Genomic DNA, 24412 nt, shown 5'->3' on the forward strand with positions numbered 1-24412 from the left:
GGCCTACGCCGCCTGGCCAGGACGCCCGTCCAGCTCCCGCAGCGCCCGGGCGACCACCTGGGACTGCATCCCGGCCGCCAGCCGGCGCGCCTGGTCGGCGGCCTCGCCCGCCCGTACGGGTTCGCCGGTGCGCCGCCAGGAGTCGGCCAGCCGGATCAGCAGCAGCGCCCGGGCCCTGACCCCGGCCGCACCGGCCACCGCCTCGGTCAGCATCGGCCGGGCCCGCTCGTGCTCCTCCAGGAACAGGTAGGCCCCGCCGACCAGGCCGAGCAGCTCGGCCCGCCGCCGGCCACCCTCCGCGCCGAGCAGGGCGAAGGCCTCCTCGGCCGCCGCCTCGGCACCCGCCCGCTGCCCGAGCCTGGCCCGGGCCAGCGCCAGCCGGCCCAGCTGGCGGGCCTGCTGGCGCGGCGAGAGCCGATCGCCGACCGCCGCCAGCGCGCGGCCCAGCAGCGCGGCCGGGTCCAGACCGCGCCCGGTGCCCTGGTAGGTGATCTGCACGGCCAGGCCGCCGACCACACTCATCGCCAACCGCGGCTGCCCGGCCGCATGGGCGGCCCGCAGCGCCGCCACGTAGGAGCGCTGGGCGGCCGCCTCCTGCCCGAGGTCGGCGGCGGCCCAGCCGACCAGCCGGGCCAGCCGCCCGGCCGCTCCGTAGAGCGCGCGCCCCAGCCGCTCGTCCTGCGCGTAGCCGCCCAGCTCCAGCAGCTTGCCCGCCATCACCAGCTCGGCCCTGGCCGGCTCCAGCACCAGACCGCCGCCACAGGCCTGGGCCAGCCGGCACTTGCCGTGGTAGCCGAGCCGCAGGTCGGTCAGCTGCCCGCCGGTCACGCGCAGCGCGCCCTCGCCGCCGGTGAGCGGCGGCGGCTGGGTCGACCAGTGCTCGACCGCCGCCGCCAGCTCCTCGCCGCGGAACAGGTCGGTGAGCCGGACCGGCGCTGCCTGCGCCCCCGCCTCACGCAGCGCCACCTGCGCGGTGTCCGCCGTCCACGGGTCGGTCAGCAGTCGGGCCGACAGCACCTTGGCGCCCCGGTTGCTGCCCATCCGGCCCCACAGCTGCTCATAGGTCACCGCGATCCCCACCGCGCGGCTGAGCACCTCGCAGACCGTCAGATCGTGCGGAGCGCGCGGCACCATGCCGCGGTCACGCCACTTGTACGGCGCGGTCAGGCTGATCGACAGACCGGCGGGGAGCACCAGGTTGACCTCACGCGCCAGCCGCTCCGGGCTCCAGGAGAGCTGGTGGAGTATCCGGGCGAGTTCTTCGTTGCGTTTGCGGACGAGGTCGGCCATGGCCCGACGGTAGCGGGCCTTCGCCGGGACTCGCGCGCTATCACACGCAGGTCACCCTCCGTATTCCGAACGGCCGATTGGGCCAGCTCTTTCACCAGCCCAGGGCGGCCACTGCCGCAACGCGTAACCAGAAGCGGTCACACAGCGTAAGACATCCGGAACCCGGCGTCCGCGTGCTCGGCTGCCCGTCACGCGGCCGGGAGATGAGAAGAGTGCCATGAGAAGAACGGTGATCCCCGTGCAGTCAGCCATCCTGATCCCCCACCCCGGTCTCGACGGGGCCGCCCCGCCCAGGCGCCGACGGCGGATCGGCCGCCGCCGGGGCCTGGTGGCCGCCGCCGTGGTGCTCAATCAGCTGGCCTACGGGGCCATCTACTCCTGGAGCATCCTGTCGGCCGGGCTGCAGAATCCGGACAGCAGCTTCGCGCTCGGCCGCGGCGAGGCCGGGCTGCCGTTCGCCACCGCGCACGCGCTCGTCTTCCTGGGCACCGTGCTGGGCGGGCTGCTGATGAGCAAGCGGCCGCCACGCGGGATCGCGCTGCTGGCCGGCCTGCTCTACTCCGGCGGCCTGCTGCTGGCGGGCTGCGCCCACGGCCGGGCCGACTTCTGGCTGGTGCTGCTGGGCTACGGCGTGGTGAGCGGAGTGGGCCTCGGGCTCGGCTACATCGTGCCGACCACCCTGCTGCAGCGCTGGTTCCCCGGGCACCGGGCGCTCGCGGCGGCCGTCGCCGCGGGTGGCTTCGGCCTGGGATCGGTGCTCAGCGCGCCGCTCGCCCGGCTGCTGGTGGCGCACTTCGCGGCCGACCCCGCGCGGGCGCTGCTGGTGCTCGGCGGGATCTTCCTGGTGACCACGCTCACCGGCGCGGCCTTCTTCCGCAATCCGCCGCGCCCCCTGGCCATCCCGGCCCAGCAGGGTCCGCTCGCCGCCCGTGACTACCGCCCGGCCCAGGCGCTGCGCACCCGGCAGTGGTACCTGCTGACCCTGATCCTCTTCTTCAACACCGCGGCCGGGATCAGCATGCTCTCGGTCCTGGCCCCGGCGGCCCGCAACCTGACCGGGCTGAGCCCGACCGCGGCCGCCGCCGTGACCGGCGCGCTCGGGGTCTTCAACACGGTCGGCCGGCCGATGTGGGCGTGGCTGTCGGGGCGCACCGGGCTGACCGGCGCCTTCATGCTGATGCTCGCCTCGCAGGGGATCTGCCTGATCGCGCTCTCCCAGGTCAGCACCCCCGGGCTCTTCCTCCCGCTGGCCGCGCTGGTCTGCCTCTCCTTCGGCGGCGGCTTCGCCACCATGCCGGCCATGGCCTCGGAGTTCTTCGGGCTGACCCACGCGGGCGGGGTGTACGGGCTGATGCTGATCGGCTGGAGCCTGGCGGGCATCGCCGGCCCGCTGGCGGTCTCCGAGCTGGCCGCGCGGTCCTCCTACGGGACGGCCTTCCTGGTGCTCGGCACCGTCACCGTCGCGGCGGCGCTGCTGCCCAGGTTCGCCCGGTCGCCGCGGCGCTGCTGAGCCCGGCACCCGGTTCCGGAGCCCGGCACCGGTGACCAGAAACGCCCGAGGGTCGCCTCCCGATGTGGAAGGCGACCCTCGGATCACTGTGGAGCTACGGGGAATTGAACCCCGGACCTCTTGCATGCCATGCAAGCGCTCTACCAACTGAGCTACAGCCCCGTATGCGATTTTCGTGGCGCATATTTTTGCCGCCCTGGTCTCCCGCGGCGACACGTCTTACTTTACACGGTCGACGGGATGGTTAACGAATCCGTTCCCCGCCCCGCCCCGAGGAGGTCGGGGCGGGACGGAAGGGACGGGACGGACCGTGCGCCGGGGCCCGGCGCGGGCTCAGCCGAGGGTCGCCGCACGGCGGGTGCGCGAGGCGAAGCCCGCCGCCACCACCGAGGAGACCGCCAGCACGGCGGTGGTGACGGCCAGCGCGCGGCCGGAGACGGCGGCCGACGCCGGGTAGTGCACCGAGCTGAGGAAGACCGTCCCGACCAGGGAGACCCCGACCACCTGCCCGAGTTGGACCATCGTCACCAGCACACCGCTGGCGTCCGGCGCGTCCGCGGGCGCCACCCGGCTGAGCGCCCGGGCGAAGAGCGGGCTGTAGGCGCAGCCCGAGGCCGCCCCCACCACCAGCAGCACCGCGGTGGCGATGCCCAACTGCCCACCCGAGCGCATCAGCTGGCCCACCGCCAGGTAGCCGAGCGCGACCACCAGCAGGGCGGCCACCGGCAGCGACGGGTGCAGGCGCTCGGGCAACCGCTGCCAGTACAGGCCGAAGACCCCGAAACCGAGCGCGATCGGACCGAACAGCAGACCGGCGCGGAGCGGGCTGTCACCCAGGCCCGCCTGCAGGTGCAGCGCGAAGGAGAACATGAAGCCGGAGAAGTTGAGCATGACCACGAAGATCCCGACCGAGGCGGGCAGCAGCCCCGGCGAGCGCAGCACCCGGCCGTGGATCAGCGGCTGGCCACCGCGCGCCGCGATCCGGCGCTCGACCAGGACGAAGAGCCCGAAAGCGAGGACCGAACCGGCCATCGCCGCCCACGTCCACCGCGGCCAGCCGAGGTCGTGGCCGAGCACCAGCGGCACCACCAGCAGCCCGATCGCCAGCGCCAGGACCACCAGACCCAGCAGGTCGAAGCGGCGCTCACGGTCCACCGGCAGCCGGGGCAGCGTCCAGTGGCCGGCCACCAGCAGCAGGACGCCGATCGGCACGTTCACCAGGAAGACCGGCCGCCAGCCCGAGCCGAAGAGGTCGGCGCCGACCAGCACCCCGCCCAGGATCTGGCCGACCACGGTGGCACCGGCCAGCACAGCGGTGTAGATGCCGAGCGCCCGGGCCCGGGCCGCACCGGTGAAGGTCTTCTGGATCAGGCTCATCACCTGGGGCACCATCAGCGCGGACCCGACCCCCTGGAGCACCCGGAAGGCGATCAGGCTGCCGGTGTCCTGGGCCAGGCCGCAGGCCAGCGAACCGGCGGTGAAGACGGCCAGACCGGCCTGGAAGAGCGGCCGGTGACCGAACCGGGCCCCCAGCCGGGCACCGGTGATCAGCAGCACCGCGTACGCGATGGTGTAGCCGGCGATCACCAGTTGCAGGCCGGCGCCGGAGGCGTGCAGGTCGAGCCGGATGGTCGGGACCGCGACGTTGACGATCGCCACGTCCAGCACCGCCATGAACTGGCCGGTCAGGATGAGGGCGAGGAGCAGGCCCGAGCGGTCGCGGGCCGCCCTGCCCGCCTGCTCGGGGGGCTGCGTCCCCGGGCCGTGGGCCCGGGCCGGTCGGGAGGTCGGTGCTGGTCGGGGGGTCGGTGCTGGTCGGGAGGTCGGGGCTGGTCCGGCGAGCTGAAGGTCCGTCATGGGAACCAGCCTGCCGGGGTGCTGATACTGGTGGTTAGAGCCTGCTGATCCTGGTACCAGCGCTACCCCCCACGGCCCCCGGTGCTGCGTCAGGATAGGGGCATGACCGTGCTCGACAGCCCTCCCGTGACCGCCGCCACCCCCGGCCCGACGACCGGCACCGGCCAGGCGCAGGCCCGCCGCACCGAGTTGGCGGCCTTCCTCAAGGCTTGCCGGGCCCGGGTCGCACCGGGGGACGTCGGCCTGCCGCCCGGCCTGCGCCGCCGCACCCCGGGGCTGCGCCGTGAGGAGGTGGCGCAGCTCGCCGGCGTCGGGGTCACCTGGTACACGTGGCTGGAGCAGGGGCGCCCGATCAACGCCAGCGAACAGGTGCTGTCGGCCATCGCCCGGGCGCTGCTGCTCGACGACGTGCAGCGCGCCCACCTGTACCGCCTGGCCGGACTGTCCGCGGACGACGCCGGGGGCGCGTCCTGCCCCGTCATCGACCCCGCGATGCAGAAGATCCTGGACGCGCTGGCCCCGATGCCCGCCGCGATCAGCAACCGCTGCTACGACCTGCTGGCCTACAACGCCGGCTACGACGCGCTCTTCCCCGGCGCCACCCGGTCCGTGGCACCGCACGGCAAGCGCAACTCGATGTGGTGCGCCCTGACCGTGCCCGACTGCTGCAACCCGTTCGTCAACCGCGACGAGGAACTGCCCCGGATGGTCGGGGTGATGCGCGCCGCCTACGCCTCGCACGTCGGCGAGCCGGCCTGGGAGCGATGGGTGCGCGAGCTGTGCGCGACCAGCTCCCGGTTCCGTGAGCTGTGGGCGACCCAGCAGGTGGCACCGCCCACCACCACGCTGAAGGTGTTCCGGCACGCCGCGGTGGGCGAGATCCGGGTCCAGGCCGCCTACCTGACCATGCCGGGCCATCCGGAGCTGTACCTGGTGGCCTACACCCCCGAGCGCCCGATCGATCACGAGCGGATGGCCTGGATCACCGCCAACCCCGACGCCCCGGTCACCGATCACAGCCACTGAGCGCCTGGCGCGCGGCACGCGAAAGGGCCGGTACCTGGAGGTACCGGCCCTTGGGCGGTTTGTGGAGCTACGGGGAATTGAACCCCGGACCTCTTGCATGCCATGCAAGCGCTCTACCAACTGAGCTACAGCCCCGCGACACGCACGGCCCTCGCGGACCGCTGGTGCGGAGTGGAGCTACGGGGAATTGAACCCCGGACCTCTTGCATGCCATGCAAGCGCTCTACCAACTGAGCTACAGCCCCGCACTCCCAGGATCCCCCGCTTCCCTTGCGGGCCGCGTTCTCTCCTGCGAACGAGGAAGACTCTAGCTGGTCAGACCCGGAATGACGAAATCCCGCCGTCCCCCACCGTCCGGCGGACCGCCCTCCCACGGACGCTCCACCGCCGCGACCGGTCGCGGCGGGTTCAGGTGTCGTCGCCGATCACCGGCTCCGGCAGCGACCCCGCGTTGTGCTCCAGCAGCCGCCAGCCGCGGGCGCCCGGCCCCAGCACCGACCAGGAGCAGTTGGACAGCCCGCCGAAGCACTCCCACTGGCTCGGGTCCAGGCCCAGCAGCCGGCCGAGCATGGTGCGGATGGTGCCGCCGTGGCTGACCACCACCAGGGTGCCGTCGTCGGGCAGCTTCTCGAAGGCCGCCAGCACCGGCGGGACCGCGCGGTCGGCGACCTCGGTGCTCAGTTCGCCGCCACCGCGCCGCACCGCCTCGCCGCGCCCGAAGGCCGCGTACTCCTCGGGATAGCGCTCGCGGATCTCGGCATGGGTCAGGCCCTGCCAGCTGCCGGCGTAGGTCTCCCGCAGGCCCTCGTGCAGCTGCACGTCCAGCCCGGTGACCCGGGACAGCTCGGCCGCGGTGGCCACGGCCCGCTGCAGGTCGGAGGAGATCAGCAGGTCGGGGCGCAGGCCGGCGAGCAGCCGGGCCGCCCGCCTGGCCTGGTCCAGGCCGGCCTCGGTGAGCGGAATGTCGGTGCTGCCCTGGAACCGGGACTCCAGGTTCCAGGAGGTCTGGCCGTGCCGCCAGAAGACGATCCGCGGTCCCCCCGCGCGGCCGGTCAGCTGAAGTCCTGGATGAAGTACTCACCGGCGGGGGCGACGGCGTTGCCCGCCTCGTCGGTGTCGGCGTCCTCCGGGCGGTTGCGGGTGGCCATCGCGTCCGCGGGCAGCGGCAGCTCCGGGCAGTCCTTCCAGAGGCGGTCCAGCGAGTAGAAGGAGCGCTCCTCGGAGTGCTGGACGTGGACCACGATGTCCAGGTAGTCGAGCAGGATCCAGCGGCCCTCGCGCTCGCCCTCGCGGCGCACCGGCTTGACGTCCAGCTTCTCGCGCAGCGCCTCCTCGATCTCCTCCGCGATCGCCTTGACCTGGCGGTCGTTGGCCGCCGAGGCGATCAGGAAGGCGTCGGTGATCGACAGGACGTCGCTGACGTCGAAGGCGATCACATTCTGTGCGAGCTTGTCGGCCGCCGCCTGGGCGGCGACGGTGATCAGTTCCTGCGAGCGTTCGGTTGCGGTCACGGTGTTCTTCCGGTCGATGACATGAATTTCCTCATCCAGGATCTCACGCCAGCACGAGCGCCCCGGTCGGAGTTTTCCGACCGGGGCCAGGCGGCGAGTTGCGCCTACTGCTTGGGCGGCTGGTAGTCCTTGCCCAGCACCACCACGATGTCCGCGGTCTGCGCGGTGCCGACCTTCTTCACCGCCGAGGCCGGCAGGCCCAGGCTGGTGGCCAGCGACTGGGCGGCCTGCGCTCGGCCGTCGTCGGTGTAGTCGATCTCACTGGTGGCCTGCGGGCTGGGCGCGGTGGCGCCACCGGGGACGAAGTTCAGACCGGCGTCGACCACCTGGATCTGGGCGGCCTGGGCCGTGCTGCCGCCGCTGCCGGTGGCGTCCACGATGCTGACCCGGGCCGGGCCGCCGGTGGCGGCCGCGGTGTGCACGGTGCCGCCGAGCACGTCCTTGACCACCGGACCCGCCTTGCCCTGGTCGAGCGTGCCGTCCGGCTGGACCGGCAGCACGGTGGTGGCGAGGTGCCCCGCCCCCGCCTGCTGGGACAGCTCGACCAGCAGGCCCGCCAGCGCCTTCTCCGGCAGCGAGGGGTCGAGCACCGCGCCCATCCGATGCACGTCGTCGGTGGCCTCCGGGAGCGTGGTGGGCATCGCGGCGATCACCGCCGAGAGCACCTGGCCGAACCGGGCCAGCTGGGCGTCGCGGCTCTCGCCCGACGCCTGGTAGGTGGCGTAGGCCACCGCGGCCTGCCCGGTCAGCGTGCGCTGGCTGCCCTGCTCGACCAGCGTCTTGCCGTCCGGGCCGGTGAGCTGCGCGTTGGTGTCCACCTTGATGCCGCCCAGCTGGGAGACCAGCAGCTGGAGGTAGGGGGTGTCCAGCCGCCAGGTGCCGGCCACCGGGGCGCCGAGCAGGTTGCTGAGCGCGTCCCGGGTGGCGGCCGGTCCGACCGAGTCCATCGCGGCGCCGAGCTGGGTGGTGGGGGTGTCGCCGCCGGTGGGCAGCTGCAGGGTGTCCGACATCAGCAGGATCGAGCCCTTGTGCCCGGCCGCGTCGTTGATCAGCAACGCACTGCTCACCTTGCCCTGCAGGTCGCGCATGTGGACCACGACCACGTTGCGCGCGCCGACCGCCGCGGCCACCGACTGGGAGTTGCCCAGCGCGCCCGTGTAGAAGAGGTAGCCCACCGTGCCACCGGCCACCAGGGCCAGCGCGACCGCGCCACCGATCAGCCGGGTGCGCAGCTTGCGGCGGCGCTCGTCCCGGCGCTCGGTGCGCGACTCGGCGAACTTGAGCCAGTCGATGACGTCCTCGGTCTCCTCCGCCTGCTCATCGACGAAGGTGAACTCGCCCGTCTGGTACGGGTCCTGGTCGCTGTCACGGGCCGGCTTGGCGACGTTGCGGCGACCGCCGACCTGCTCCGAGGGCGCCTCGGGGGCCACGGCGACGGCACTGGGCGCGGCGGCCGCCGGGCGGGGGCGCGGCCGCGGCGGCGCGGCCGCCCGGACCGGAGCGCCGGGGGCCGGCGGAACCGGCGCCGGCGCGGCGGGGGCCTGCGGGACGGGAGCCTGCGGCTGGTACGGCTGCTGGTAGGCCTGCTCCTGGTACGGCTGCGCGTACCCCTGCTGCGCGTAGCCCTGCTGCTCGTACGTCGGCTGCTCGTACCCCGGCTGCTGGTAGACCGACGGCTCGTACGGCTGCTGTCCGCTGTACCCCTGGGGCTGGTGCGCCTGCTCGTAGCCCTGCTGCTGGTAGGCCTGCTCCTGGTACGGCTGGGCATACCCCTGCTGCTCGTACCCGGCGTACTGCTGCTGCCCGCCGCCGTAGCCCTGTTGCTGGTGGGCCTGTTGCTGGTGGGCCTGCTGCTCATACGGGTACGCCTGCTGCGGGTACTGCCCCGTGGACCACTCGCCGTCCTCGGGCCCGCCGTGGTCTGCCGTTCCGGTCACGCCGTCCTCACAAGGTCTTCCGCAAGCTCAGCCCGCGTCCAGGTAGAGCGCTCGCTTGTCGATGTAGCGCACCACGCCGTCGGGGACGAGGTACCAGACCGGCTCGCCCTTGGCGACCCGCTGCCGACAGTCGGTGGAGGAGATGGCCAGCGCCGGCACCTCGACCAGCGAGACCCCGCCGGCCGGCAGCCCGGCATCGCTGAGCGTGTGCCCCGGCCGGGTGCAGCCGATGAAGTGGGCCAGCGCGAAGAGCTCCTCGGCGTCGCGCCAGGACAGGATCTGGGCCAGCGCGTCGGCGCCGGTGATGAAGAAGAGATCGGCGTCCGGGTGCTGGGCCCGCAGCTCGCGCAGGGTGTCGACGGTGTAGGTGGCGCCGCCTCGGTCGATGTCGATCCGGCTGACCGAGAACTGCGGGTTCTCGGCGGTGGCGATCACCGTCATCAGGTACCGGTCCTCGGGCGAGGAGACGGCCGTGCCGCTCTTCTGCCAGGGCTGCCCGGTCGGGACGAAGATCACCTCGTCCAGGTGGAAGGCGCTGGCCACCTCACTGGCCGCGACCAGGTGGCCGTGGTGGATCGGGTCGAAGGTACCGCCCATCACACCGAGCCGCTCGCGCCGCCGGGGCTCCACCGTCGGCCTGCTCTCTCCCATGCCGAGACACCTTACGCGACCTGTCCGGCGCCCGGTTGCGCCACCTTCGTCGGCCTACACCGAAGGGAGCGTCCCGTCGCCCGGGGCGCTCCCTCTGATCGCACGCGTCTGATCGCGCGCATGCGCCACTCAGCGGTCCCGGTTGAAGCGGGTCACCACGAAGAGCATCAGGAAGAGGATGAACAGCGCGCTGCCACCGGTGAGCAGCGGGTTCAGGCTGTGGTGGTTGCTGCCCTCGGCAAGGCTGGTCAGGGCGGGCAGAGCGCGTGAGGTCATGATCGGCAGGGCCTTCTCGACTCGGTGGGGGGCCAGGACGCGGGTCCCGGCGAGCCGGGGCGGCCCGCGGGGTCATCGTACGGGGCCCGGGTACGCAACCGCGCGGCGGCTCCCCGCGTCTGACTGCAGGTGAGGCGTCCGGGCAGTGGTGGCCGGGGATCAGTTGTTGCGGCCGGCCCGGACCAGGATCCAGGCGAGCAGGCACACGCCGACCATGGAGCCCAGCACGATCAGGCGCAGGAAGAGCCCCGGGCCAGGGCCGTTGGAGATCGCGGCCAGGTTCACCAGGTCGGCGTGAGACATCGGCGGACTCCTTGAAAAGAGTGGAGAGAGTGGTGGCGAAACGGTGGTGACAAATCGGGAAGCCAGCCTAGACCCGGTCCTTCGGGACACCGCGCACCACCCCCACGGCGATGTCGCGCCGCCGTCGTACGCTGAGCCGGGGACGAGTACGCGCACGCAGGCGTTCAGCAGTCGAAGCAGCGGGGGCCGGCGCACCGCCGGGACCGGCGTCGAGCAGGAGGTACTCAGCACATGACCGATTCCACCCAGCCCAGCGGCACCCCGGGCTCCCCCAGCCGTCGTCGCCGGCGCTTTCCCGACATCTCCACCCGCGCCTGGGAGCACCCGGCCGACCGCTCCGCCCTGGTCGCACTGCGCAAGCTCTCCGGCTTCGACGACGTCCTGAGGAAGCTGGCCGGCCTGGTCTCCGAGCGCAGCGTGCGGCTGATGTTCCTGGCCACCGCGGTGAAGACCTCCGAGCGCCAGTACCCCGAGCTGTTCAGCATGGTCCGGGACGCGGCCTACGTGCTGGACCTGGAGCAGGTGCCCGACCTGTACGTGACGCAGGACCCCAACGTCAACGCGATGTGCATCGGGATGGAGACCCCGGTGATCGTGGTGACCTCCGGCCTGGTGGAGCTGCTGGACGAGGAGGAGCTGCGGGCGGTGATCGGCCACGAGGTCGGGCACGCGATGTCCGGCCACGCGGTCTACCGCACGATGCTGCTCATCCTCACCAACCTGGCCACCCGGGTCGGCTGGATCCCGCTGGGCAACCTGGCGATCATGGCGCTGATCACCGCGCTCAAGGAGTGGTTCCGCAAGGCCGAGATCTCCTGCGACCGGGCCGGCCTGCTGGCCGGCCAGGACCCGCAGGCCGCGATGCGCGGCCTGATGAAGCTGGCCGGCGGCCACAACCTCGGCGAGATGAACGTGGACGCTTTCCTGGAGCAGGCCGAGGAGTACGAGAAGGCCGGCGATCTGCGCGACAGCGTGCTGAAGCTGCTCCAGGTGCTGCCGCAGACCCACCCGTTCGCGGTGGTGCGGGTGGCCAAGCTCAAGCAGTGGTCGGAGAGCGAGGAGTACCGCTCGATCCTGGCCGGCGCCTACCCGCGCCGCTCCGACGACCCGGACGCCTCGGTCGCCGACCAGTGGCGGGCGGCCGCCGACTCCTACGGCAAGTCGATCAAGGAGAGCAAGGACCCGCTCTTCAACCTGCTGCGGGACATCGCGGACGGCGCCGGCACGGTGGGCGGCAAACTGCGCGACACCTTCACCGGGGCCCGCAGCGGCGGCGACCGCGGCCCGCAGGACGGGCCGCGCGACCAGGACTGACCGGGGCTACTCCGTCCCCGCCCAGTGGTAGACCGTGACGCCGCCGCCGCGCGCCACGGTCCGGTAGCCGGCCCGGGTCAGCTGGGCGATCGAGTCCAGCTCCTGGGCCGGCGGCGTGGGAAAGCCGTTCGGCCGGTCGAAGGCGGCCACCCAGTCGGCCACCGGCCGGTTGGCCGGGCCCTGCTGCCCCGGGTAGGTCAGGTAGGGGAAGAGCGAGACCTCGCAGCGCCCGGTCAGCTGCGGGTCCAGCAGGTTGCTGGCGGCCACCGACGCACCGTCGGGGATCACCGCCAGCGTCTGGCGGATGGCGACCACCGTCGGACCGGGCCCGGACAGGTCGGGGGTCGGCGCGGCCAGCAGCGCCAGCGCCAGCGCAGCGCCCGGCACGAGGCCGGCCAGCCCAGCGGCCACCCGCCCCGGGCCGCGGGCCTTGATCCGGCGCAGCCCGTCCACCATCGCCAGGAAGAGGATCGGCATCAGCACCGCGTTGTACTGCTGGGCGGCCTCCCAGTACACCGGGGCCGGGGTCCAGAACCGGCCCGCCAGTGGCAGCACCAGCAGCAGGCCGAGTGGCGACCGCAGCGCCAGGAAGAGCGTGGGCAGCAGCAGCACGACCACCGTGTGCCACTTCTCCATCGGCAGCAGCAGCCGGGTCAGCGGGTTGCCGCCGTCCCAGCGCCCGTTGGCCGCGTAGTCGTAGATGCCGTGCGGGTTGGCGGCGGGGATCAGCACCAGCACGATCAGCGCGGTGCCGAGCACGGCCACCGCCACGGTGGCCGCGCCGAGCAGCCGGCGGCGACCGAGCAGGAACACCAGGGCGCCGATCCCGGCCAGCACCAGTCCCTGGTCCTCCTTGACCAGCATCAGCGGCAGCCCCCAGCAGACCGCAGCCCGCCACCGTCCACGGGCCAGCGCGGCCACCGACCAGGCGATCAGCGGCACCGCCAGCGCCACCTCGTGGAAGTCGAACTGGTCCAACTGCCAGAGGCCCCACGAGAGTCCGTAGGCCAGCCCGACGGCCACCGCCTGCCGCCGGCCGAGCACCAGCTGGGCCAGCGCGGTGACCGGCACCACCGAGAGCCCGAGCAGCAGGGCCTGGACGACCAGCAGGGTGACCGGGGTCGGGAACACCCGGTAGACCGGGGCCAGCACCGCGAGCAGCGGGCTGAAGTGGTCGCCGAGCTGGCTGTAGCCGGTGCCCTTGAGGGTGACCACCGGCGCGTGCAGGCTCGCGTAGGCCCGGACCACCTGCTCGAAGATCCCGAGGTCGAACCCGGCGCTCTCCATCCGCCACTGCCGCGGGACGGCGAGCGCCAGCTGGAAGAGCGTGACCGGGAGGGCGACCAGCCACGGGAGCAGCCGTTCGCCGCGCACGGAGCGCCGGTCGCGCGTGAACGGGGCGGTCCGCACGGCGGACGGGCGGGGCGTCAGCTGAAAGGTGGTCACCTTGGCGACGCTAGGAAAGCGCCGCTGAGGGATTCCTGAACGGAGCTGAGGATTCGTTCAGTTGGGACAAACGGGACGGTTCGGACAGTGCGCCCGGAACGGCCGGGGCTAGCTCTTCGGCGCGGCCATGACCGCACAGCTCTGCCAGGCCGGGACGGAGTGATCGGCCGGATCGATGGCCGCGGGTCCTGCGGTGCCGGTGCCCGCGTTGCCGACCGGCAGCGGCTGCAGGAACTCCGCCTGCCCCGCCCCGCAGGAGCTCGGCCCGGCCTGCTCCACCGAGTCGACCAGGGTGATCTGGCGGGCCGCGATGTCGGTGCGGCTCAGGTCGAAGCGCAGCTCGCGGCGGACCGTGTAGAGGCTGACCGGCCCGCTGTTCTCCGCGCCGGCCGGACGCACCGCGTAGACCAGCGTGTGGTCGCTGCTGAGTTCCAGGGTGCCGCTGTCCAGCTCGGTCACCCGGACCGCGCCGGCCACCTTGACGGTGTCCGTGGCCAGGGCGGTGCGCATCGGGTCGAAGCGCACCATCCAGCCGGTCGCCGCATGGTGCTGGTCGTCGCTGGGGGCGGTCAGGCTCTGGTCGAACTGGCTCTGCTCGGTGGGCGCCAGCAGCGCGCGCACCGGCGTCGTCTCCCCCTGCACCAGCACCGCCGGGGACAGTTCGGAGGCCTCCAGGTAGCGCCGGACGGTGTCCACCGCCGCGCTGACCTGGGCCTGGCCGAAGTGCGCGGTGGAGCTGCCGGCGGCAGGCAGGCCGAAGCCCGCGCTGCCGTCCGCATAGCCCGTCGTGGCCGCGAGGTAGCCGAACGGGCTGCTCGGGTCGGCCGCTGCGACGATGCCCGCGGCCGGGGTGAGCACGGTGAGCTCGGTGGTCAGCTCGGCGCTCGGGCCGCCACCCGTCTCGCGCTGCGGCGAGCTGATGCCGAAGTAGACGGCGGCGGTGAAGGCCAGCAGCAGAAGCAACAGCAAGGTCAGCGCCTGGCGCGGCAGCGAGCCGAACGGGCCCTGGCCGAGCCGACGCCGGATCGCGTTCGCGGCGCCACCGTTCAGGCGCTCCTCGGCCGAGAGTTCGGTGATCCGGGCAGCCCTGACGAAGGACTCGTCGAACACGACGGATCGGTATTCGTCATCGCTTCCGGAACCGCCCTCGGGCGCACCCTCCGGAGGCTCACCCGGGTCACCCATGACTCAAGGGTAGAGCGCTCGGCAGGCCCGTTACGAGGCCCGGGAACGCAACGTGTCCGAGCGGTGACCTGCGACGGCCCGCCGACGTGAGAGGTCAGCCGGCCGGCAGCGGGATCGCCGCCGCGCTCGGCGGCGCGCCGGCTCCGGTGGTGGGCGGTGCCTGGGTCGCCGACCGGTTGGTGCCGACCTCGGGCCGCCGCACCGGCGCCTGGCCGGTGCCCCGGTAGACCGCCGCGACGGCGACGGCCACCAAGCTGACGCCCATCACGATCACCAGCACCCAGGCCAGCGGCCGGTGCCAGCGCTGCTGCGCGATCTGGCCCCGGGAACCGGCCCGCGGGCCGTAGCCGGGCCAGCGCACCGCCCGGCGGCGTCCGGGGCCCCGGTTGGAACCGACCCAGGGATCGGTGTAGATCCGGTCGTCCTCCAGGCCCAGCGGGTGCGGGCGCAGCTCCAGCGGGAGACCGTCGTAGCGGTCGGCGGCGTAGTCGGTGCCGCGGCCCGCGCCGCCCGGCTCGGGCTCGCTGCGCGCCTCGGCGGCCGCCAGCTGCCGCTCCCGGGCGGTGGGCTCGTGCACGGCGGCGGATCTGACGAAGGCCTCGTCAAGGACCACGGTGGCGAACTCGTCGTCCGTTCCACCGTGGTCGGCGCCGTCGGAATACGGCGAGCCCCCCAGATCCTCAGCCACGGAATCAGCGTATTACCGGGCGCGCGATTTGTCTGTGGCTCCCGGCACTTGAGCTCGACCGGAGTCGGCCGATCAGCCGCCGACAGTCTGGGTGGCCTCGCCGCGGACATGACCGTCACCAGTGACGATGTACTTGGTCGAGGTCAGCTCCGGCAGGCCCATCGGCCCGCGGGCGTGCAGCTTCTGGGTGGAGATGCCGATCTCGGCGCCGAAACCGAACTCACCCCCGTCGGTGAACCGGGTGGAGGCGTTGACCGCGACGGTGGTCGCGTCGACCAGTTGGGTGAAGCGGCGCGCGGCGCTCTGCGAAGTGGTCACGATCGCCTCGGTGTGCCCGGAGGACCAGCGGCGGATGTGCTCGACGGCGGCCTCCAGCGAGGGCACCACGGCGGCCGCCAGGTCGAGCGACAGGTACTCGGCGGCCCAGTCCTCGTCGGTGGCCGGCAGCACGGTGGCGGGCGAGTGCGCGGCCAGCTTCAGCACCGCCTCGTCGCCGTGCACGGTCACCCCCGCCTCGGCGAGGGCGGCCAGCGCCGGCGGCAGGAACTCCTCGGCCACGTCCTGATGGACCAGCAGGGTCTCCGCCGCGTTGCAGACGCTCACCCGCTGCGCCTTGGAGTTGAGCAGGATGCCCACCGCCATCGCGAGGTCGGTCTGCGCGTCCACGTAGACGTGGCAGTTGCCGGTGCCGGTCTCGATCACCGGAACGGTGGAACCCTCCACCACCGTCTTGATCAGCGAGGCGCCGCCGCGCGGGATCAGCACGTCGACCAGGCCGCGGGCGCGCATCAGCTCGGTCACCGACTCGCGGGTCTCCCCCGGCACCAGCTGGATCACATCGGCCGGCAGCCCGGCGGCGGCGACCGCCTCGCGCAGCACCGCGACCAGCGCGGTGTTGGAGCGGTAGGCGGAGGCCGAGCCGCGCAGCAGCACCGCGTTGCCGGACTTGAGGCAGAGCGCGGCGGCATCCACCGTGACGTTCGGGCGGGCCTCGTAGATGATGCCGACCACGCCGAGCGGGACCCGGACCTGGCGCACGTCCAGGCCGTTGGGCAGCGTGTAGCCGCGCACCACCTCGCCGACCGGGTCGGGCAGGCCGACCACGTCGCGCACATCGGCGGCGATCGCGGCGATCCGCTCCTCGGTCAGGGTCAGCCGGTCGAGCACCGACTCGGCGGTGCCGGCCGCCCTGGCCCGCTCGACGTCCTCGGCGTTGGCCGCGGTGATCTCGCCGGCCCTGGCGATCAGTGCGTCGGCGATCGCCAGCAGCGCGGCGTCCTTGGCCGAGCGCGGCAGCGGGGCGAGTGCGGCGGCGGCCGTACGGGCGCGGCGCGCGGTGGCGAGGACGGGGCTGTCGATGGTCATGCCCTGAAGGGTAACGACTGGACGGCCCCGCCCCGCACCGTCGTCACCCAGTGAGACGGACCGCGCGGCCGGGCCCGGCGGCCGGCTCAGTACGGGTGCACCCCGCCCAGCTGCGCGGTGGGCTCGCCGAAGCCCTCGGCGACCCGCTGGTGGTAGGTGGCCCGGTCCACCACCTCCAGGCCGACGATCTCCCAGGGCGGCAGCTTGGCGCTGGCCTTGTGCTCGCCCCACAGCCGCAGCGCGATGGCCGCCGCGTCGTGCAGATCGCGGGCCTGCTCCCAGTAGCGGATCTCGGCGTGGTCGGCGGCGTAGCGGGCCGTCAGGAAGAACGAGTGGTCATGGGCGAGCCGCTCCAGCCCCGCCCGCAGACCGGCCAGTGCGGTCACCTCACCGGACACGCTGAGCACCACGTGCCAGAGCCGGCCCTGTTCGACGGTCTCGGCCCGCTCGGCGCCGCCGGTCGCCGGGTGCAGCCGACGGACGGTGGCGCCGCCCTCCCCGGTCGGCTCGGGTAGCGTTCGGTCGCCCCTGCGTCCCACCGGCGGCCTCCTGTTCGACGCTGGATTGTCCCCGGCCCCGCCGCGACCGGACGGGCCGTCAACCGCGCAGCACCACCAGGTCGTCCCGGTGGATGACCTCGCGCTCGTAGGCGGCACCGAGCTCCTGGGCAAGGTCCCGGGTCGACCGGCCGAGCAGGCGCGGCAACTCCCTCGCATCAAAGTTGACCAGGCCACGGGCGATGATGTGGCCGTTTTCGGCAAGAAGGTCCACCGGATCACCCGCGGCGAACTCGCCGTCCACCTTGGTGACGCCCGCGGGCAGCAGCGACTTGCCGCCCTCCACCACCGCGCGCACCGCGCCTTCGTCGAGGTGCAGGGCGCCGCGCGGGCTGCTGGCGTGGGCCAGCCAGAGCAGCCGGTCCGCGGTGCGCGCACCGGTGCGGGTGAAGAGCGTGCCGGTGGGACGCCCGGCCAGCGCGTCGGCGGCGTGCCGGGCGGCGGTGAGCACCACCGGGATCCCGGCCCCGGTGGCGATCCGGGCCGCCTCGACCTTGGTCACCATGCCGCCGGTGCCGACCCCGGCCTTGCCGGTGCTGCCGATCTCGACGCCTTCGAGGTCCTGCGGGCCGCGCACCTCGGCGATCCGCCGGGTGCCGGGCTTGCCGGGGTCGCCGTCGTAGAGGCCGTCCACGTCGGAGAGCAGGATCAGCAGGTCGGCCCGGACCAGGTGGGCCACCAGGGCGGCCAGCCGGTCGTTGTCGCCGAACTTGATCTCGGCGGTGGCCACCGTGTCGTTCTCGTTGACCACCGGGACGGCGCCCATCGCCAGCAGCTGGTCCAGGGTGCGGTAGGCGTTGCGGTAGTGCGCGCGCCGGCTCGCGTCCTCGGCGGTGAGCAGCACCTGGCCCACCCGCAGGCCGTAGCGGGCGAAGGAGGCGGTGTAGCGCGCCACCAGCAGGCCCTGGCCGACGCTGGCGGCGGCCTGCTGACGGGCCAGGTCCCCCGGCCGCCTGGCCAGCCCCAACGGCGCCAGGCCCGCCGCGATCGCCCCGGAGGAGACCAGCACCACCTCGGGCGACGCGGGCCCGGTGAGGGTCTTGGCCAGCGCGTCGACCAGCGCGTCCACCCGGTCCGCGTCCAGCCCGCCGGCCGCGGTGGTGAGCGAGGAGGAACCGACCTTGACGACGATCCGCCGTGCCGACAGCACATCCTGACGCAGCGTCGGATCCGGCTGGGGTGTCTGATCGCTCATGTACTAATCCTCGCTGGTCCGGTCCGGTCCTTCGCGCAATCTACGCGAACGACCGGACCGGACCGAAGCGGGTTTCACCCGGTGGACTACTCGTCCTCGTCGTCGCCGGCCTCGCCGGAGTCGATGGCCGACGGGCGGCCGGAGGAGAGCGCCTCGAAGGCGAGGAACTCGTCCTCGGCGGCGTCGCGGCCCTTCGCCTTGTCGCGGCGGCGGTCGACGGCCGGGCGCGGGGTCTCGAAGCGGTGGTCCTCGCCGCGGCGGCCCAGCATCTCGGCGCCGGCGGCCATGGTCGGCTCCCAGTCGAAGACGACCGCGTTCTCGTCGGGACCGATGATGACGGTGTCACCCTCCTGGGCGCCGACCTTCCACAGCTGGTCCTCGACACCGAGGCGGGCGAGCCGGTCGGCCAGGTAGCCGACGGCCTCGTCGTTGCTGAAGTCGGTCTGGCGCACCCAGCGCTCCGGCTTGACGCCGCGCACCCGGAAGGCGCCGTCCTCCTCGGTGACGGTGAAGCCCGCGTCGTCCACGGCCTTGGGCCGCAGCACGATCCGGGTCGACTCCTCGATCGGCTTGGCGGCCCGCGCCTCGGCGACGATCCCGGCCAGCGCGAAGTTCAGCTCGCGCAGCCCGGAACGGGAGGCGGCGGAGACCTCGAAGACCCGGTAGCCGCGCTCCTCCAGCGAGGCACGGGTCAGGTCGGCGATGTCCTGGCCGTCCGGGACGTCCACCTTGTTCAGCGCCACCAGCCGCGGCCGGTCCTCCAGACCGCCGTACTGGGCGAGTTCGGCCTCGATGGTCTCCAGGTCGGTGAGCGGGTCGCGGCCGGGCTCCAGGGTCGCGCAGTCCAGCACGTGCACCAGCACCGAGCAGCGCTCGACGTGGCGCAGGAACTCCAGGCCCAGGCCCTTGCCCTGGCTGGCGCCGGGGATCAGCCCGGGCACGTCGGCGATGGTGTAGACGTTGTCACCGGCGGTGACCACACCGAGGTTGGGGACCAGCGTGGTGAACGGGTAGTCCGCGATCTTCGGCTTGGCGGCGGAGAGCACCGAGATCAGCGAGGACTTGCCGGCGCTCGGGTAGCCGACCAGGGCGACGTCGGCGACGGACTTGAGCTCCATCACGATGTCGCGGGCCTCGCCCGGCTCACCGAGCAGTGCGAAGCCGGGGGCCTTGCGGCGGGCCGAGGCCAGCGCCGAGTTGCCCAGGCCGCCGCGGCCGCCGGCGGCCGCGATGAAGCTGGTGCCGTGGCCGACCAGGTCGGCGAGCACATTGCCCTGCCTGTCGAGCACCACGGTGCCGTCCGGCACCGGCAGCACGATGCTCTCGCCGGTGGACCCGGTCCGGTGGCCGCCGGCGCCCGGCTTGCCGTTCTGGGCCTTGCGCTTGGGCGAGTGGTGGTACTCGAGCAGGGTGGTCACGTTGGCGTCGACCACCAGGGTGACGCTGCCGCCCTCCCCGCCGTTGCCGCCGTCCGGGCCGCCGAGCGGCTTGAACTTCTCCCGGTGAACGGAGGCGCAGCCGTGGCCTCCGTTACCCGCGGCGACGTGCAGTTCGACGCGGTCCACGAAGGTGGTCATGGGGTGTGCCTCCAGTTAGCGACAGGGTGGAGAAAAGCGTGCAGGGTGGACCGGAGAGACCCGATCCACCCTGCACAGGATCCAGCGGAAGAGCTGGATCAGGCCTCGACGGCCACGATGTTGACGACCTTGCGGCCGCGACGGGTGCCGAACTGAACCGCACCGGCGGTCAGCGCGAACAGGGTGTCGTCGCCACCGCGACCGACGCCCGCACCCGGGTGGAAGTGGGTGCCACGCTGGCGGACGAGGATCTCGCCGGCGCTGACAACCTGGCCGCCGAAGCGCTTCACGCCGAGGCGCTGGGCGTTCGAGTCACGACCGTTGCGGGTAGAGCTTGCGCCCTTCTTGTGTGCCATCTCGCTATCCCCTTACTTACTTCGCGGTGTCGATGCTGGTGATGCGGATGGCGGTGTGGCGCTGACGGTGACCCTGGCGCCGACGGTAGCCGGTCTTGTTCTTGTACCGAAGGATGACAATCTTGTCGCCCTTGGTGTGGTCGACGACCTCGGCGTGAACCTTCACACCGGCCAGCACCCACGGGTCGGAGGTGACGGCCTCGCCGTCGACGACCAGGATGGTCGAGAGCTCCACCGAGTCACCCGGCTTGACGTCAACACGGTCGATCTCCAGCACGTCACCCACGGCGACCTTGTGCTGGCGGCCGCCGGCGCGAACGATCGCGTACATGCGGTACCTGCTTTCCTTACTCGGTGCGGAACTCTCGATGCCAGCCACTGGGTATGGACACAGCGGCCTCCCCCACCCTTCTCGCGAACGAAATCGTGAGCGAGGCGGGAGGTGATGTGCTCGGGAGCGTGGCGTAGACACGCCGAAGGTCAAGAATACGGACCGCGAGCCCCCTGGGCAAACCGGCCGTACAGGACGCGGGGTGACCATGGCCACCCCGCGTCCCGGGTCACTCCGCCGCCGAATCACCCTCGGCAGCGGCTGCCTTCTTGGCCGCCGCGCTGGTCCGCTTGGTAGCGGTCTTGCGGGCGGTGGTCTTCTTGGCCGCCGTCGCCGTCGTCTTCTTGGCGGCGGCGGTGGTGGTCTTCTTGGCCGCCGTCGCCGTGGTCTTCTTGGCGGCGGCCTTGCGCGGTGCGCGCTTCTTCGGCGCGGCCTCCTCCTCGGCGGCGGGCTCGGCGCCCTCGGCCTCGGCAGCGGCCTCCTCGGACGCGGGCTGCTCGGCCTCGGGCTGCTCGGCCTCGGCGGCCTCCTCGGCGGCCTCGGTGAGCTGCTCGGCCACCACCGGGGCGGCGGCGGCCAGCGCGGCCTCCACGACGGCCTCGGCGCGCGACTGCAGCACCACGATCTCGGCCTCGCCCGGCGCACCGGCCGAAGCGGTCGCCTTGCGCACCGCACGGCGGCGGGTGCGACCGGCCACCGGGGCGGCGGCCGGCGGGATCTCCACCAGGCTGGGCTGTTCGGCGACCGGGGCCTCGGCGGCGGGCTCGGCGGCCTCGGCCTCGGCGGCCCGGGCGACCGGAGCCTCGGCGGCCGGAGCCTGCGGAGCGACCAGCTCGAACTCCTCGTGCTCGTGCTCGGCTGCCATCTGGTCCTCGACCAGGAACGGCTGCGGCTCCTCCTGCCCGGTCCCGCCCTTGCCGCGGCGACGGCGCTTGCTGACGCTCTCGCCCGAGGTGCCCACCGGGCCACCCCCGCCCGCGGGGGCGGTCGGCTGCTCCATGTGGACGATCACGCCGCGCCCGTTGCAGTGCACGCAGGACTCGGAGAAGGACTCCAGCAGGCCCTGGCCGACCCGCTTGCGGGTCATCTGCACCAGGCCCAGCGAGGTGACCTCGGCCACCTGGTGCTTGGTCCGGTCCCGGCCCAGGCACTCCAGCAGACGGCGCAGCACCAGGTCGCGGTTGGACTCCAGCACCATGTCGATGAAGTCGATCACGATGATGCCGCCGAGGTCGCGCAGCCGCAGCTGGCGGACGATCTCCTCGGCCGCCTCGATGTTGTTGCGGGTGACGGTCTCCTCGAGGTTGCCGCCCTGGCCGACGAACTTGCCGGTGTTGACGTCGACCACGACCATCGCCTCGGTCCGGTCGATCACCAGCGAACCGCCGCTGGGCAGCCAGACCTTGCGGTCCAGCGCCTTCATCAGCTGCTCGTCGATCCGGTAGGTGGCGAAGACGTCGACGTTGGACGTCCACTTCTGCAGCCGGTCCACCAGGTCGGGGGCCACGCCGCCGACGTACTCGTGGATGGTGTTCCACGCGTCGTTGCCGGAGACGATGACCTTGCTGAAGTCCTCGTTGAAGATGTCCCGGACCACCCGGACGGTCATGTCCGGCTCGCCGTAGAGCAGGGTCGGCGCGTTGCCGCCGGCCGCCTTCTTCTGGATCTCCTCCCACTGCTGCTGCAGGCGCTGCACGTCGCGGGTGAGCTCCTCCTCGCTCGCGCCCTCGGCGGCGGTGCGCACGATGACGCCCGCGTCGTCCGGCACGATCTTCTTGAGGATCTGCTTCAGGCGGGCCCGCTCGTTCTCCGGCAGCTTGCGGCTGATGCCGGTCATCGAGCCCTCGGGCACGTAGACCAGGTAGCGGCCGGGCAGCGAGATCTGGCTGGTCAGACGGGCGCCCTTGTGGCCGATCGGGTCCTTGGAGACCTGGACCAGCACGGACTGGCCGGACTTGAGCACCGACTCGATCCGGCGCGGACCGCTGTGGCCGAGCTGGCCGAAGTTGACCTCACCGGCGTAGAGCACCGCGTTGCGGCCCTTGCCGATGTCGACGAAGGCGGCCTCCATGGACGGCAGCACGTTCTGGACCTTGCCCAGGTAGACGTTGCCGACGTAGGAGGTGGCCTGCTCCTTGTTGACGTAGTGCTCGACCAGGACGCCGTCCTCCAGGACGCCGATCTGGGTGCGCTCGCCGTTCTGGCGGACCACCATCACGCGCTCGACCGACTCGCGGCGGGCCAGGAACTCGGCCTCGGTGATGATCGGCACCCGGCGGCGGCCCAGCTCGCGGCCCTCGCGGCGGCGCTGCTTCTTGGCCTCCAGGCGGGTGGAGCCCTTGATGGACTGCACCTCGTCCGGGTCGAAGGACGGCTCGGTGGAGCGACGGCGCGGCTCGCGCACCTTCACGACCGTGCGGACACCGTCCTCGTCGGCGGTCTCGGCGACCTCGACCCCGGTGTCCCCGCTGCGGCGGCGACGGCGGCGACGGCGGCGCGAGGAGGCCAGGCCACCGGCCAGGTCGTCCTCCTCGTCCTCGTCCGGCTCGGTGCTCTCAGCGAACTCGGCAGCTGCGGCGGCAGCGGCGGACTCGGCGCCGGCGGCCGCCGTGGGCTGCTCGGTCTCCTGGCCCTCGGTCTCGAACTCCTCGGCCTCACCACGACGGCGGCGACGGCCACCGCGGCGACGGCGACGCGAGGACGGACGGCCGTCCTCCTCCCAGTCGCTCTCCTGCTCGGGGCCCTGGGCGGGCGCGGCGGCGGCCACCGGCTCGGCGGGCGCGGGCGCCGGCGCGGGGGTCTCCACGGCGGCCGGGCGCGGCGGGGTGGCGGTGACCGCGGCAACCGCGGCCTTGCGGCTCTGCGCGGTCGAGCGGCCCGAGGCGCCGGTGCCGATCCGGACCGCCTGGCGGCCCCGGCGGCGGCGGCCGACGCCGCTGTACTCGTACTCGTCGTCCTCGGACGCTGCCGACGCGGCAGGCGCGGCGGCGGCCACCGGCTCGGCGGGCGCGGGCGCCGGCGTGGCGGCCGGCTGCTGCGGCGCGGCGGCCGGGGCGACGTAGGCGGTGGGCTCCTGGAAGACCGGGGCCTGGAAGACCGCGGTGGCCGGGCGCACGGCGCGACGGCGGGCGCGGGGGGCCTCGGTGTGCTGCTCGGCCTCGGGGGCCGGAGCGGCGGCGGCGGCGGGCTCCGCGGCAGCCGACGGCTCCTCGGTGGGCTCCTCCTCGGCCGGGGCCTCCTCGACGGCGGCGGGGCTGGCGACCGGCGCCTCCACCCGCTTGCGCGTCCGGCGTGCCCGCACCGGCTTCTCCGCCACCGGCTCCTCGACGACCGGCGCCGGGGCAGCGGCCTCCTCAGCTGGGGCCGGGGCCTCCTCAGCGGCGGCGGGGCTGGCGACCGGCGCCTCCGCCCGCTTACGGGTCCGGCGTGCCCGCACCGGCTTCTCCGCCACCGGCTCCTCGACGACCGGCGCCGGGGCAGCGGCCTCCTCAGCCGGGGCCGGGGCCTCCTCAGCGGCGGCGGGGCTGGCGACCGGCGCCTCCACCCGCTTACGCGTCCGACGCGCCCGCACCGGCGCCTCGGCCTGGACGGGCTCGGCCGCCGGCTCGGCGGCGGGGGTGGACGCGGTCACGGTCTCGACCGGGATGACCGTCTCGGCGCCCTCGGTGGCCGCCCCCTGCGGGGTTCCGGCCGGGCGCGACACGGCGCGGCGCCGGCGGCGCGGCGGGGCGGCGTCGCCGATCGGCTCGCCGCTGTTCTGTGCTGCTTCGTCTCGCTGCGAATCGTTGTTCTCAGGCATGCGGGTGGATCTCCCGTCAGGCCCCCGGGCTCCGCATCCGGGCACGGCCCGGCACCGGTGGCCGGCCCGGGGCGCTTCGGCGCCCAGGCCGACTCTCCACGGTGCCGCCGTGCGAACGCGAGGCCGCACAGGGGCTCGTAGTCTCGCTCGGCGCCCCGCACGGTGCGGGGTGTCGAAAAGTCTTCTGGTCTGGCCAGTGTTCTCAGGTTTTCCCAAGCTGCGCGGCCCCACAACCCAG

General features: G+C 73.3%; 21 protein-coding genes and 3 tRNA genes. 3 read left to right on the forward strand and 21 right to left on the reverse strand.

The genetic code is table 11. The features are described from left to right. Positions 1 to 3: 3 nt before the first annotated feature. Positions 4 to 1290: a hypothetical protein gene (locus tag ACFZB9_RS03065; RefSeq protein WP_391443212.1), complete on the reverse strand. Its 1287-nt coding sequence runs from the start codon at positions 1288 to 1290 to the stop codon at positions 4 to 6. 238 nt (positions 1291 to 1528) lie between these two features. Between ACFZB9_RS03065 and ACFZB9_RS03070 the strand changes: the two genes are divergently transcribed. Next, the gene (locus tag ACFZB9_RS03070) at positions 1529 to 2800 is read left to right on the forward strand and encodes an MFS transporter (RefSeq protein WP_391443214.1); all 1272 of its coding nucleotides are present in this window, start codon (positions 1529 to 1531) and stop codon (positions 2798 to 2800) included. A gap of 89 nt (positions 2801 to 2889) precedes the next feature. On the opposite strand, the gene ACFZB9_RS03075 is transcribed toward ACFZB9_RS03070, so the two are convergent. Further along, positions 2890 to 2962, reverse strand: a tRNA-Ala gene (locus tag ACFZB9_RS03075). 171 nt (positions 2963 to 3133) lie between these two features. Further along, the gene (locus tag ACFZB9_RS03080) at positions 3134 to 4657 is read right to left on the reverse strand and encodes an MFS transporter (RefSeq protein ID WP_391443215.1); all 1524 of its coding nucleotides are present in this window, start codon (positions 4655 to 4657) and stop codon (positions 3134 to 3136) included. Between the two features lie 102 nt (positions 4658 to 4759). On the opposite strand from ACFZB9_RS03080, the gene ACFZB9_RS03085 reads away from it, so the two are divergent. Further along, positions 4760 to 5683, forward strand: a complete 924-nt coding sequence (locus ACFZB9_RS03085) for a helix-turn-helix transcriptional regulator (RefSeq protein ID WP_391443216.1) — start codon at positions 4760 to 4762, stop codon at positions 5681 to 5683. 62 nt (positions 5684 to 5745) lie between these two features. Here ACFZB9_RS03085 and ACFZB9_RS03090 read toward each other — a convergent pair. From ACFZB9_RS03090 to ACFZB9_RS03125, 8 genes are all read right to left on the reverse strand, one after another. Then, positions 5746 to 5818, reverse strand: a tRNA-Ala gene (locus ACFZB9_RS03090). A gap of 37 nt (positions 5819 to 5855) precedes the next feature. Further along, positions 5856 to 5928 (reverse strand) — tRNA-Ala (locus ACFZB9_RS03095). A gap of 163 nt (positions 5929 to 6091) precedes the next feature. Then, positions 6092 to 6739, reverse strand: a complete 648-nt coding sequence (locus ACFZB9_RS03100) for a histidine phosphatase family protein (RefSeq protein ID WP_391443325.1) — start codon at positions 6737 to 6739, stop codon at positions 6092 to 6094. Further along, the gene (rsfS, locus tag ACFZB9_RS03105; protein ID WP_391443218.1) at positions 6736 to 7194 is read right to left on the reverse strand and encodes a ribosome silencing factor; all 459 of its coding nucleotides are present in this window, start codon (positions 7192 to 7194) and stop codon (positions 6736 to 6738) included. The genes ACFZB9_RS03100 and rsfS overlap by 4 nt, the downstream gene beginning before the upstream one ends. Before the next feature lie 104 nt (positions 7195 to 7298). Further along, a complete protein-coding gene (locus ACFZB9_RS03110; protein WP_391443219.1) occupies positions 7299 to 9131 on the reverse strand; it encodes an LCP family protein in 1833 nt (610 codons plus the stop codon). Between the two features lie 27 nt (positions 9132 to 9158). After that, positions 9159 to 9782: a nicotinate-nucleotide adenylyltransferase gene (nadD, locus tag ACFZB9_RS03115; protein WP_391443221.1), complete on the reverse strand. Its 624-nt coding sequence runs from the start codon at positions 9780 to 9782 to the stop codon at positions 9159 to 9161. A 129-nt stretch (positions 9783 to 9911) separates the two neighbouring features. After that, the gene (locus tag ACFZB9_RS03120) at positions 9912 to 10058 is read right to left on the reverse strand and encodes a hypothetical protein (protein ID WP_391443222.1); all 147 of its coding nucleotides are present in this window, start codon (positions 10056 to 10058) and stop codon (positions 9912 to 9914) included. A gap of 159 nt (positions 10059 to 10217) precedes the next feature. Then, a complete protein-coding gene (locus ACFZB9_RS03125; protein ID WP_327069226.1) occupies positions 10218 to 10361 on the reverse strand; it encodes a hypothetical protein in 144 nt (47 codons plus the stop codon). Between the two features lie 231 nt (positions 10362 to 10592). Between ACFZB9_RS03125 and ACFZB9_RS03130 the strand changes: the two genes are divergently transcribed. After that, positions 10593 to 11675, forward strand: a complete 1083-nt coding sequence (locus ACFZB9_RS03130; protein WP_391443224.1) for a M48 family metallopeptidase — start codon at positions 10593 to 10595, stop codon at positions 11673 to 11675. A 6-nt stretch (positions 11676 to 11681) separates the two neighbouring features. On the opposite strand, the gene ACFZB9_RS03135 is transcribed toward ACFZB9_RS03130, so the two are convergent. The 10 genes from ACFZB9_RS03135 to ACFZB9_RS03180 all read right to left on the reverse strand — a co-directional run bounded on the left by ACFZB9_RS03135 (position 11682) and on the right by ACFZB9_RS03180 (position 24174). Beyond that, positions 11682 to 13121 (reverse strand): DUF2079 domain-containing protein, encoded by a 1440-nt coding sequence (locus tag ACFZB9_RS03135; RefSeq protein ID WP_391443226.1) that lies wholly within the window; start codon positions 13119 to 13121, stop codon positions 11682 to 11684. 108 nt (positions 13122 to 13229) lie between these two features. Next, the gene (locus ACFZB9_RS03140) at positions 13230 to 14231 is read right to left on the reverse strand and encodes a hypothetical protein (RefSeq protein WP_391443227.1); all 1002 of its coding nucleotides are present in this window, start codon (positions 14229 to 14231) and stop codon (positions 13230 to 13232) included. Positions 14232 to 14400: 169 nt separating this feature from the next. Then, positions 14401 to 14994, reverse strand: a complete 594-nt coding sequence (locus tag ACFZB9_RS03145) for a hypothetical protein (protein ID WP_391443228.1) — start codon at positions 14992 to 14994, stop codon at positions 14401 to 14403. Between the two features lie 72 nt (positions 14995 to 15066). Continuing rightward, positions 15067 to 16359: a glutamate-5-semialdehyde dehydrogenase gene (locus ACFZB9_RS03150; protein ID WP_391443229.1), complete on the reverse strand. Its 1293-nt coding sequence runs from the start codon at positions 16357 to 16359 to the stop codon at positions 15067 to 15069. 86 nt (positions 16360 to 16445) lie between these two features. Then, a complete protein-coding gene (locus ACFZB9_RS03155) occupies positions 16446 to 16898 on the reverse strand; it encodes a hypothetical protein (protein WP_391443231.1) in 453 nt (150 codons plus the stop codon). Between the two features lie 58 nt (positions 16899 to 16956). Next, positions 16957 to 18111, reverse strand: a complete 1155-nt coding sequence (proB, locus tag ACFZB9_RS03160) for a glutamate 5-kinase (protein ID WP_391443233.1) — start codon at positions 18109 to 18111, stop codon at positions 16957 to 16959. Positions 18112 to 18197: 86 nt separating this feature from the next. Beyond that, positions 18198 to 19688 (reverse strand): GTPase ObgE, encoded by a 1491-nt coding sequence (gene obgE, locus ACFZB9_RS03165; RefSeq protein WP_391443234.1) that lies wholly within the window; start codon positions 19686 to 19688, stop codon positions 18198 to 18200. A 98-nt stretch (positions 19689 to 19786) separates the two neighbouring features. Then, positions 19787 to 20044: a 50S ribosomal protein L27 gene (rpmA, locus tag ACFZB9_RS03170; protein WP_030309712.1), complete on the reverse strand. Its 258-nt coding sequence runs from the start codon at positions 20042 to 20044 to the stop codon at positions 19787 to 19789. A gap of 16 nt (positions 20045 to 20060) precedes the next feature. Continuing rightward, positions 20061 to 20375, reverse strand: coding sequence for a 50S ribosomal protein L21 (gene rplU, locus ACFZB9_RS03175; protein WP_327069218.1), 315 nt, complete (start codon positions 20373 to 20375; stop codon positions 20061 to 20063). Positions 20376 to 20604: 229 nt separating this feature from the next. Continuing rightward, positions 20605 to 24174, reverse strand: coding sequence for a ribonuclease E/G (locus ACFZB9_RS03180; protein ID WP_391443235.1), 3570 nt, complete (start codon positions 24172 to 24174; stop codon positions 20605 to 20607). Positions 24175 to 24412: the final 238 nt, after the last annotated feature.

This window comes from Kitasatospora sp. NPDC008050, assembly GCF_042957465.1.
Taxonomy (GTDB): Bacteria; Actinomycetota; Actinomycetes; order Streptomycetales; family Streptomycetaceae; genus Kitasatospora.

Excerpts from the sequence above, each read along its gene's own strand:
- ACFZB9_RS03120 (WP_391443222.1), bottom strand. The coding sequence starts at position 10,058 with ATGACCTCACGCGCTCTGCCCGCCCTGACCAGCCTTGCCGAGGGCAGC.
- ACFZB9_RS03065 (WP_391443212.1), bottom strand. The coding sequence starts at position 1,290 with ATGGCCGACCTCGTCCGCAAACGCAACGAAGAACTCGCCCGGATACTC.
- obgE (WP_391443234.1), bottom strand. The coding sequence starts at position 19,688 with ATGACCACCTTCGTGGACCGCGTCGAACTGCACGTCGCCGCGGGTAAC.
- rpmA (WP_030309712.1), bottom strand. The coding sequence starts at position 20,044 with ATGGCACACAAGAAGGGCGCAAGCTCTACCCGCAACGGTCGTGACTCG.
- nadD (WP_391443221.1), bottom strand. The coding sequence starts at position 9,782 with ATGGGAGAGAGCAGGCCGACGGTGGAGCCCCGGCGGCGCGAGCGGCTC.
- ACFZB9_RS03130 (WP_391443224.1), top strand. The coding sequence starts at position 10,593 with ATGACCGATTCCACCCAGCCCAGCGGCACCCCGGGCTCCCCCAGCCGT.
- ACFZB9_RS03085 (WP_391443216.1), top strand. The coding sequence starts at position 4,760 with ATGACCGTGCTCGACAGCCCTCCCGTGACCGCCGCCACCCCCGGCCCG.
- ACFZB9_RS03125 (WP_327069226.1), bottom strand. The coding sequence starts at position 10,361 with ATGTCTCACGCCGACCTGGTGAACCTGGCCGCGATCTCCAACGGCCCT.
- ACFZB9_RS03080 (WP_391443215.1), bottom strand. The coding sequence starts at position 4,657 with ATGACGGACCTTCAGCTCGCCGGACCAGCCCCGACCTCCCGACCAGCA.
- ACFZB9_RS03150 (WP_391443229.1), bottom strand. The coding sequence starts at position 16,359 with ATGACCATCGACAGCCCCGTCCTCGCCACCGCGCGCCGCGCCCGTACG.
- ACFZB9_RS03180 (WP_391443235.1), bottom strand. The coding sequence starts at position 24,174 with ATGCCTGAGAACAACGATTCGCAGCGAGACGAAGCAGCACAGAACAGC.
- rplU (WP_327069218.1), bottom strand. The coding sequence starts at position 20,375 with ATGTACGCGATCGTTCGCGCCGGCGGCCGCCAGCACAAGGTCGCCGTG.
- proB (WP_391443233.1), bottom strand. The coding sequence starts at position 18,111 with ATGAGCGATCAGACACCCCAGCCGGATCCGACGCTGCGTCAGGATGTG.